At 66.6% G+C, this 1,192-nt stretch carries 1 protein-coding gene; it reads right to left on the reverse strand.

Going from position 1 to position 1,192, the window contains the following annotated elements:
• Position 1 precedes the first annotated feature (1 nt).
• Positions 2-1,192, reverse strand: a complete 1,191-nt coding sequence (gene tuf / locus VQ03_RS29380) for an elongation factor Tu (protein ID WP_048454472.1) — start codon at positions 1,190-1,192, stop codon at positions 2-4.

The following is a 1,192-nucleotide window of genomic DNA, read 5'->3' on the forward strand; positions in this document are numbered from 1 at the left end:
CTTACTCGGTGATGGAGGCGACGACGCCGGCGCCGACGGTGCGGCCGCCCTCGCGGATGGCGAAGCGCAGCTTCTCCTCCATCGCGACCGGCACGATCAGCGTCACGTCCATCGTCACGTTGTCGCCCGGCATCACCATCTCGGTGCCCTCGGGCAGCTGGCACACCCCCGTCACGTCCGTCGTCCGGAAGTAGAACTGCGGACGGTAGTTCGTGAAGAACGGCGTGTGCCGGCCGCCCTCCTCCTTCGTCAGGATGTACGCCTCGGCCTTGAACTTCGTGTGCGGCTTCACCGAACCCGGCTTGCACACCACCTGGCCGCGCTCCACGTCCTCGCGCTTCGTGCCGCGCAGCAGCACGCCGACGTTGTCGCCCGCCTGGCCCTGGTCGAGCAGCTTGCGGAACATCTCCACGCCGGTCACCGTCGTCGTCGTCGTCGGGCGGATGCCGACGATCTCCACCGACTCGCCCACCTTGATGATCCCGCGCTCGACGCGGCCCGTCACCACCGTGCCGCGGCCCGAAATCGAGAACACGTCCTCGATCGGCATCAGGAACGGAAGGTCGATCGGACGCTCCGGCTGCGGGATGTAGGCGTCCACCGTCTTCATCAGCTCGAGGATCGCCTCGTGGCCGATCTTCGGCTCCCGGTTCTCCAGCGCGCACAGCGCCGAGCCCTTGGTGATCGGGATGTCGTCGCCCGGGAAGTCGTACTTCGACAGAAGCTCGCGCACCTCGAGCTCGACCAGATCCAGAAGCTCCGGATCGTCGACCATGTCGACCTTGTTCATGAACACCACCAGCGCCGGAACGCCGACCTGGCGCGCCAGGAGGATGTGCTCGCGGGTCTGCGGCATCGGGCCGTCCGCCGCCGACACCACCAGGATCGCGCCGTCCATCTGCGCCGCGCCGGTGATCATGTTCTTCACGTAGTCGGCGTGACCGGGGCAGTCGACGTGCGCGTAGTGACGGTTCTGGGTCTCGTACTCCACGTGCGCCGTCGAGATCGTGATCCCGCGCGCCTTCTCCTCCGGCGCCTTGTCGATCTGGTCGTACGCCGTGAACGTCGCACCGCCCGTCTCGGCCAGCACCTTCGTGATCGCCGCGGTCAGAGAGGTCTTGCCATGGTCAACGTGACCGATGGTGCCGATGTTGCAGTGCGGCTTCGTCCGCGAAAACTTTTCCTTGGCCAT

Source organism: Methylobacterium tarhaniae (assembly GCF_001043955.1).
Lineage (GTDB): Bacteria > Pseudomonadota > Alphaproteobacteria > Rhizobiales > Beijerinckiaceae > Methylobacterium > Methylobacterium tarhaniae.

What these genes read in the sequence shown, in the direction of transcription:
- tuf (WP_048454472.1), bottom strand. Translation starts at nt 1,192, where the DNA reads ATGGCCAAGGAAAAGTTTTCGCGGACGAAGCCGCACTGCAACATCGGC.